The sequence below is a fragment of the Comamonas sp. A23 genome, from assembly GCF_004522605.1.
Taxonomy (GTDB): Bacteria; Pseudomonadota; Gammaproteobacteria; order Burkholderiales; family Burkholderiaceae_C; genus Comamonas; species Comamonas thiooxydans.
The window spans coordinates 205,825-213,374 of record NZ_RSDT01000011.1 but is presented as its reverse complement, the minus strand read 5'-3'; the positions used below and the strand labels follow the sequence as shown (position 1 = coordinate 213,374).

Sequence of the window (7,550 nt, the reverse complement as noted above, 5' to 3'; positions counted from 1 at the left end):
TGATGCTCGTCTACCTGCAGAACGCCTGGAAACAGCATCTGGCCGCAGGCGAGCCGGACAATGAAGAGACGCTACTGGCCGCCATTCGCGAGGGCGCCGTCATGCGCGTGCGGCCGAAGGCCATGACCGTGGCCGTGGTCATGGCGGGTCTGCTTCCCATTCTGGTTGGGCACGGCACCGGCTCGGAGGTCATGACCCGCATCGCGGCTCCCATGGTCGGCGGCATGGTCACAGCCCCGCTATTGAGCATGCTGGTCATCCCCGCAGCCTGGTACTTGATCCATCGCCGGCGCCCAGCAGATGGGCGCTACGCCAAAAACCACAACCCCACCGCAATCGAAGCCTCCTAACCGTTCTCTAGAAAGACAGACCCATGAAAGCAAATCACACCCTTGCCGTAGCTCTCACTCTGGCAGCGCTCACGGCAGTCCACGCCCAGGACATGAAAATGCCAATGAAGCCTGCAGCAGGTGCATCTGCTGCCACCATGCCCCTCGTGGATGGCGAAGTCCGCAAGATCGACACCCAAAAGAACCTCATCGTCCTGCGTCACGGAGATATTCCGAATCTGGATATGCCCGCCATGACCATGGGCTTTGAGGTGGCCGACAAGAAGATGCTCGACGGCCTGAAGGTTGGCGACAAGGTGAAGTTTCAAGCCGAGGCCATCAAAGGTAAGGCCATCGTGACGGAAATAAAACCAGGCCGCTAATTAAAAAATAGACTGCCCTACCCATGACAGTCTATTTTTTTAAAAAAGCCTCGTTTAAACCACAAGACATAGCAGCTACAAAGCACTGCTACAAATTGGAAGAATGGCGCAATACTGGCTGATTTGCTGGCTGTCCAGCGGGTAGTGCTTGTGCCAAGGGCCCAACGAATTTCGAAAGCTCAATCGCCTAGAAAGTGCAACGATGCTAACAACTCAGCCTCGACGCTACAAAACTACCAACGCACGTATCGCTCGTATTTCGAGCTGCGTGGATGATGCTGATCCGCCATGGCCCGAATATCCTCGTGCAAGATAGAGACATAGTGAGCAGTCGTCTCTTGACGCTCATGACCCAGCAGTAACTGGATAGTGTGCAGAGTCGCTTTTCCCTGGTACAGATGTGACGCAAAGGCGTGTCGCAATGCGTGGGGTGTCAACCGAAGGCCGCATTCGCGACCGTAACGGCTGACCATTCTGCGCAACTGGTAGTAGCGGTAGTCTGGATAGCGTCCGCTACTAACAAACAGTTTGGATGTGGATCTTTTGCCATGGCCTCCGGCTGCGAGGATCACTTGTCGGGCCGTTTTGTATTGTGCAATCCAATACATGGCATGTTCTCCAACGACAACCAAGCGCTCTTTGCTCCCCTTCCCCCATATCTGCATGGGCTTGCCGCTGGCGGGGACCTGATCGAGCGTAATGTTCAGCAGCTCTCCTGCACGAAGCCCAGATCCATAAAGGAGCTCCAAAGCTGCGCGATCTCGCATGCCTTTGGCAGTTTTCGTGTCCGGTAGCTCCATCAGCTTAGCGATCGCGTTACTGGATGGTGGGCGACGTGGGCGACGCAAGCCCCCGCGTAGTGGTAGCAGTGCGCGGTGAACGCCAAGGTCCACGATGCCGGACTCTTTCGCCCAGCGGTACAACCGCTGCAGCATCCATTGTTTGAGACGCAGTGCCGAAACAGATCTGGTGTCTTTCCAGCTAAGTAGGAATACCTGCAGGTCGTCGACCGAAGCATGTTCCCACGAGCGACCGGTCGCTTCCAACAGCCATGCGTTGAAAGCTCGCAACTGGATCTGGAGGACCTGAAGAGTGCTTTCTGCAAGGCCCTCTTGAAAAAATAGATCGGTTAAAAAATCTCCAAAACGGAAATCCCAGCCGGCGGGAACATCCATCGTGCCGGCAACAAGCAAATTATTCATTCATCTACCCGTGTGAATGCCCGCACGAAGAAGCCGCCTCATCGGCGCCTTCTTTGGCTGGCGAGACACACACCTCGACAGTTAACAATATAGATCAATTCGGAATTGATGTGTCAAGCGGAAACCGTGATGTATGTAACGCACGGTTTCCACTGGAGGCAACGCCGACCGCTCCCTAAAGTGCGGTCCATGCAAAAGCAATCACATATCAAAGCAATGCCTCGCGTAGTGAGAGGCAGGCTTGCCGCAGCCGCGGCTTTGTTCGTTGGCCTGACCGCTGGAGCAATAGCTGCAGACGTATCAGAGAAGGTTGCGGCGCAGATCAAGGCAGGCGTCAACGCAAACACGAACGGAGCGGTGCGTGTAGAGCAAATCAATACAACGCCGCTCACCAACATTTATGAGGTGATTTCCGAAGGGGAGATATTCTATGTTAATGAAACTGGTCGTTACAGTTTTGTGGGCGGCTCGTTGATGGATTTGAAGAGCAAAACAGACCTGACCGCCTTGCAACAAGACAAGAGGATGGTCATTCCATTCAACAAGCTTCCCCTGCAGCACGCGATTAAGGAAGTGCACGGAGATGGAAGCCGTGTGATGGCGCTCTTCGAAGACCCGTTCTGCCCCATCTGCCGAGTCTTCACAAAGTTCGTCGACCAGATCGACGACGTGACGATCTATCGCTTCATCTTCCCTATCACTGATCGGCGAAGTCAATCTCTTGCACGGATGGCCTGGTGCTCACGCGACCGTGCCGGCGTGTGGAAAGCAATCATGGACGGCGCACGGCCGCAATTGCCCGAGTCGTGCAACACCGATGGTTTGGTCGAGATCCTCAAGCTCGGTGAGCGCTATGGCATGAACAACACGCCCACCGTGGTGCTGGCAAGCGGCAAGCGCTTGGTTGGCGCCACACCGCCCGAGCAATTCATGGAGGAGTTGGAGCGTGGCGGTCGTTTGAAGGCGGACCAACGATGATCGCGCCCGCCTCCGTTCGCCCCCTCATTTCTGCCTTATTCCCTGCGCTTGCCATTGCCATGGCGACAAGCTCTCACGCTCAGTCCTGGGAGACCATGCGAGAAGTCGTCTTCGACAGCTCGGTGTTTTCGTCCACGGGTACAGCGGAGGACCGGGAGATCCTCAAGACTGTTTGGGCAACAGAGCTTTCCGCTCCACGACCGGGCAGCGCAGGAAAGCGCATGCCTGCGTTCGCGCTGCTGGGTGACACCGCAACCGCTGAGGGCAAAGTCATCTTCAGCATGTTCGCCGCTGCGGGCAACACACTTTGCCTGGATGCACCAAATGGCGCGGCAGCCATGGACATCTACAGCGTCTGCACCATGCGTGTCATCGCTTGGCCGCCTCGGCCTGGACTGCGCGCCTTTGAACTCCCAGGCTACTGCATGTTGTACGCCAATACCGACCGATCGCAGAACCGCGTTGAGTACCGCATAGAGCAGACCCAGCCAGCCCTGACGATTCGATTCCGGGCATGGCAGTTCGGCAAAGTCATTCCTGCATGCAATCGCGCTATGCGCCTGAGCTAGACATGAGCAGCCGCTTTTTCCCGCGACTATCCAAGCTAGTGTGGCTATTGCCTGCCGTGGCATTGGCAGCCATCGTCAGCTCTGCAGACATTACCCAAGCCATTCAAAACTCGCCAAATGCGAGTGCCTGGCTAAAGCAGAACGCGCAGGCTGTGGCCAACCTTGCGATCAACGTTGAATCGGGCGGCAACACCAGCGCGTTCAACGGCAGCTGCTGCTATGGCGTCCTGCAGATGAATAGGACAAACATCGCCAAGTATGCAGGAGTGACACCTGAACAGTATCGCCAACTGCCCCTGCAGGCCCAGATCGATGCTTGGTCCCAACTGACCGCCGACGCCATGCGTTCCGGCGTGGTCCGCCAATTGATCGGCTTGGGCACTTTTGATGGGCGCGCCGTCGACGGGAATCTGGTGCTCGCTTGCGTGCAGCTTGGGATCGGCAACTGCCAGCGAATGATTAACTCAGGGTCTTGCCGTGGCTTTGCTGACAGCAATGGCACATCTATATGCGACATGGCCGACAGGATGGCCAATGGACGACCTACCAACCCAGGCAACACCCACCCGCCCGGAAACGGCTCTGGAAGCACGGGTGGCAACGGTGGCACCGGGTTGGGGGGTAACAGCTGCCCGCGAGACGCCACCGGTGCATGCATGGAAGTCTCGGCAGCAATGCAGCAAGGCTTCCTGCAGGGCTCCGGGATGCAGATGCCCAGCCTCAAGCAAATGCTGCTTGCAGGAAGCGGCGCGTTTTTCTTTCTTGTCACAGCCAGTGCCTTCAGCGGCCTTTACGGTCGCTACACCTCGGGACGCATTGCCACGAGCGAGCTTGTGCACTATCTCGTGAAAGGCACAACAACCCTGCTCATTGGGCTGTTGGCCCTCTCGATGCTGTGAGGCGCGGATGTTTAGCCTAGCCCACATCACCCGCAATCTGCTATTAGCAGCGCTCGTCGCCGCACCTGGCCTGTCCCTGGCCCAGGTGCCGCCGAAAAAGCTCCCGACCTACGACTGCCTTCGCGGAAATTCCAGGTCTGCCCACTGTGAGCAACTGCTCCGCAACTATTGGCAGCACGAGCCGGCCATTCGCGCGATCGCTGTTCATTACGGACTGGAACCTGCGCTGCTAATGGCTCTCGTGGCTATCGAGAGCCAATTCAACTCGCGTGCGAGATCGCCTGCAGGTGCGCTCGGTCTCACTCAGGTCATGCCAGATACGGCCCATGGCGAAGGCTTGCAGGACCCAAAGGTGAACTTGTATCAGCCCGAGCTTGGGCTGGCCACCGGCGCAGCTTACCTGCGAAAGATGTGGTTCGAGTTTAGAGACTGGGAGCTGGCACTCGCCGCATACAACGCCGGCCCTGGCGCCGTGCGTAAGCACAAAGGCATTCCGCCGTACCGCGAAACACAAGCCTACGTCCCCATGGTTCTCGCTTTGTACCGCGAGTTTGCCTGGGCTGACGCCATGGCCCGAGCAAGCAAATGAGGAACGCAATGAAATTTCATCACCTAGGACGATGCGTGGCAGCTGTCGCTGTTGCGCTTACTGCCTGGCCGACCATGGCACAGGAAGCTGAAGGCACCAGCGCCAAATCAACGCTCCTGCAATCAGAAATCGAAGTCACATGGCAGGACAAGGCGCAAGGCCTGGCTCAACTCTTGGCAGATCGGCTGGGCGTTCCCTTCAGCAGCCCAGTACCACTGGACACTCAGGTGTCCGTCAAACAGGCAGGTGGCTCCACGGTCGCCAATCTGATCTCGACGGTCAACAGCCAACTCCCTCCAGGGATCAAGCTTCAGCTCACCGAAACTGCTGCCGGCACCAAGCTGGAAGCAGTAGCAGCGAGCGCACCGACTACAGCGGTGGCCACTGCAGTGGTGCAGGGAAGCGCACCATCGCGCGCGCAGATTGAGGGACTGTTCACAACCAGCGCAGTTCCAGGCTCGGGCTCGTGGGTGGACCAGGCGCGCCAACACTGGAAAGCCTCCTTCACTGATGGCTCTGGACAGCCTGCACGTCGCTGGGAGCTCAAGCTCCAGGACGTAACGCTGAACAAGGCCTTCACACGCTGGGCCGCAGAAGCCGGCTATCGCGTGCGCTGGGATGCGCGCAAGCATGTCGTGATCGGAAGCCCTGAGACCTATGAAATGCCATTCGAGCAGGCCGTGACCGCCGCCCTGTCGTCACCAGGCATTCAAGCGAGCGAATACCCGCTCGATGTCTGCTTCTACCCAAACAACCCGCCCTTGGCCCGAATCACTCGCCGTGGCGAGCAAGACAAGGAATGCACCCAATGATTCTGGCCAACCTAAAGCACAGCGCCGTACCCTCTGCCCTCGTTTCTGCCCTGCTGCTCGCAGGATGTGTCTCGCCTGCAGTCACCCAGCAAGTTCGTGGCCACATTGACAGCTCCGTGCAGGCCGCAAGTGTCATGAATCGGAGCCTGCGCGTAGAAGAGTCCACACAGGGTCACAAGGCTGCCACAAACGCAGCAGCCGCCCGTCAGCTCTCGCCCATCGTTGCGCGCCGCGCGTCGCGTCCATGGATCGGCTCCGAGATGATCGAGATCAGTTCCGAAGACTCCCTTCCCGCCATCTTCGATGAAACCTTCAAGCTCATCAGCTTTGAAGACAAAAGCACTGGCGGCAAGGTCAGCCTTGCGGTTTGGGCCGAACGCATGTCTCGCATAACTGGCGTTCCGTTTCGCATCAAGCAGGACGTATTCAGCGCCGCGTCATCAGCAGTCGCCTCTAGCCCAAGCGCCGCCCAGCCGGCCAAGCCCACGACCGCGACAGTTGCAGGGATGAGCATGCCTGCACCTCTGGCCGCTGCTGGCCAGCCCAGCGTCGAGGTCATACGCCCTGGTCCAAACCTCATGCTCGACACGTTCGAGATGGACTGGAAGAACAACACGCCGCGCGGCATCACTGAGTTCGTGACAGCCAGGCTGGGACTGTCCTATGCGTATCGCGATGGCGTGATCATTATTGAGCGCTACGTCACAGAAACCTTCGAGATCGCCGCTCTTGAAGGAAGCAAGGACTTTGCTATGAATTTGCAAGGTGGCTCAACCTCGGGCGCAAGCAGCACCACCGGCGCCACCGGCAATTCCCAATCAAATTTCCGCATCGACGAAGCTGGATCACTGGACATCTTCAATTCATTCATGAATAGCCTGCAGCAGATGGTGGCTGCAGTCCCCGGATCATCCATCGCTATCAACCAGGGTACCGGTAGGTTCGCGGTGACGACGACCAAGGAAGCCATGCAGCGCATCCGCCAAGTGGTCAAGTCCGAGAACGAGTCGCTGACACGCCAAGTCCGCATACAGATGGATATCTACTCCATCACGACAAAGGACGGAGACGAGAAGGGAGTGAACTGGGGCGTGGTGCTCAATTCGCTTACCTCCAAGTGGGGCGCGACCATTGACTCGCCCACTTCGCTAGTCGGCGATACGGCTGGCCAGATCGGGTTGACGATCCTGTCTCTGGCGAACGGAGGCAGCCCAAGCAGCGGCACGGTGGGCCGCTGGGGTGGCACACAAGCTGCGATCCAGGCGCTGAACGAGTACGGCACCAACATCCAGCATCGCCCCATAGAGATGCAGGCGATGAACCGCCAATGGGCACGCAAGACCAACCTCAACGACCGCTCTTACGTGTCTGAGACGCTGCCATCGACATCTACTGCAGCCGGATCGGGCTCGGTGGGCATGAAGACTGCCAATGTCACTACGGGCGATCGCTTCATGATCCAACCCGCGATCTTGGACAACGGCTCAGTGCAGTTGAGATTCGGCATCAGCATGACCAACCTGGTGGCGATGACTGAGACGACCTCGGGCCAGGGTACTTCGATCTCAAGGGTTCAAAACCCCGAAAGGTCAGGCATCGACGATCAATCGACGGTCATGCTCAAAGCTGGCCAAGTCATGGTCCTCACCGGCATGGCCCGCTACAAAGCCAAAGACAACCGCCGCCGTCTGGCTGAAGGTTGGAGTTTGCTCGCTGGCGGCTCTGACGCGCAAAGCCTGGAACGTGAGGAATTCCTCGTTGTGGTTCGTCCTGTGCTCATGAACTGAGG

The 7,550-nt window shown here is 58.0% G+C and carries 9 protein-coding genes; 8 read left to right on the top strand and 1 reads right to left on the bottom strand.

All coding sequences use genetic code 11. The features are described from left to right. Both EIC84_RS21575 and EIC84_RS21570 read left to right on the top strand, forming a co-directional pair. Positions 1–350, top strand: a 350-nt coding sequence (locus tag EIC84_RS21575) for an efflux RND transporter permease subunit (protein ID WP_134737340.1), incomplete at its 5' end; no start/stop codon positions are given. Between the two features lie 23 nt (positions 351–373). Further along, positions 374–712: a copper-binding protein gene (locus tag EIC84_RS21570; RefSeq protein ID WP_034362026.1), complete on the top strand. Its 339-nt coding sequence runs from the start codon at positions 374–376 to the stop codon at positions 710–712. Between the two features lie 233 nt (positions 713–945). On the opposite strand, the gene EIC84_RS21565 is transcribed toward EIC84_RS21570, so the two are convergent. Then, positions 946–1,914: a tyrosine-type recombinase/integrase gene (locus tag EIC84_RS21565; RefSeq protein WP_237704446.1), complete on the bottom strand. Its 969-nt coding sequence runs from the start codon at positions 1,912–1,914 to the stop codon at positions 946–948. Between the two features lie 216 nt (positions 1,915–2,130). Between EIC84_RS21565 and EIC84_RS21560 the strand changes: the two genes are divergently transcribed. From EIC84_RS21560 to EIC84_RS21535, 6 genes are read left to right on the top strand one after another with little or no spacing between them, the layout of a single operon-like run. Further along, positions 2,131–2,892 carry a DsbC family protein gene (locus EIC84_RS21560; protein ID WP_034362023.1) on the top strand — a complete coding sequence of 254 codons (762 nt, stop codon included), beginning with the start codon at positions 2,131–2,133 and terminating at the stop codon, positions 2,890–2,892. Then, complete coding sequence (locus tag EIC84_RS21555) at positions 2,889–3,461, top strand: hypothetical protein (protein WP_003065176.1); 573 nt, start codon at positions 2,889–2,891, stop codon at positions 3,459–3,461. The genes EIC84_RS21560 and EIC84_RS21555 overlap by 4 nt, the downstream gene beginning before the upstream one ends. 2 nt (positions 3,462–3,463) lie before the next feature. Beyond that, positions 3,464–4,360 (top strand): hypothetical protein, encoded by an 897-nt coding sequence (locus EIC84_RS21550; protein WP_237704445.1) that lies wholly within the window; start codon positions 3,464–3,466, stop codon positions 4,358–4,360. Between the two features lie 7 nt (positions 4,361–4,367). Next, a complete protein-coding gene (locus EIC84_RS21545) occupies positions 4,368–4,949 on the top strand; it encodes a lytic transglycosylase domain-containing protein (protein WP_003065172.1) in 582 nt (193 codons plus the stop codon). 35 nt (positions 4,950–4,984) lie between these two features. Continuing rightward, on the top strand, positions 4,985–5,761 hold the full coding sequence (locus EIC84_RS21540; protein ID WP_003065170.1) for a TcpQ domain-containing protein: 777 nt from the start codon (positions 4,985–4,987) through the stop codon (positions 5,759–5,761). Continuing rightward, entirely contained in the window at positions 5,758–7,548 is a 1,791-nt protein-coding gene (locus EIC84_RS21535; RefSeq protein ID WP_003065168.1) for a hypothetical protein, read from the top strand. Before EIC84_RS21540 ends, EIC84_RS21535 begins: the two co-directional genes overlap by 4 nt. The last annotated feature ends 2 nt before the right edge of the window (positions 7,549–7,550 follow it).

Excerpts from the sequence above, each read along its gene's own strand:
- EIC84_RS21545 (WP_003065172.1), top strand. The coding sequence starts at position 4,368 with ATGTTTAGCCTAGCCCACATCACCCGCAATCTGCTATTAGCAGCGCTC.
- EIC84_RS21560 (WP_034362023.1), top strand. The coding sequence starts at position 2,131 with ATGCCTCGCGTAGTGAGAGGCAGGCTTGCCGCAGCCGCGGCTTTGTTC.
- EIC84_RS21555 (WP_003065176.1), top strand. The coding sequence starts at position 2,889 with ATGATCGCGCCCGCCTCCGTTCGCCCCCTCATTTCTGCCTTATTCCCT.
- EIC84_RS21550 (WP_237704445.1), top strand. The coding sequence starts at position 3,464 with ATGAGCAGCCGCTTTTTCCCGCGACTATCCAAGCTAGTGTGGCTATTG.
- EIC84_RS21570 (WP_034362026.1), top strand. The coding sequence starts at position 374 with ATGAAAGCAAATCACACCCTTGCCGTAGCTCTCACTCTGGCAGCGCTC.
- EIC84_RS21535 (WP_003065168.1), top strand. The coding sequence starts at position 5,758 with ATGATTCTGGCCAACCTAAAGCACAGCGCCGTACCCTCTGCCCTCGTT.
- EIC84_RS21565 (WP_237704446.1), bottom strand. The coding sequence starts at position 1,914 with ATGAATAATTTGCTTGTTGCCGGCACGATGGATGTTCCCGCCGGCTGG.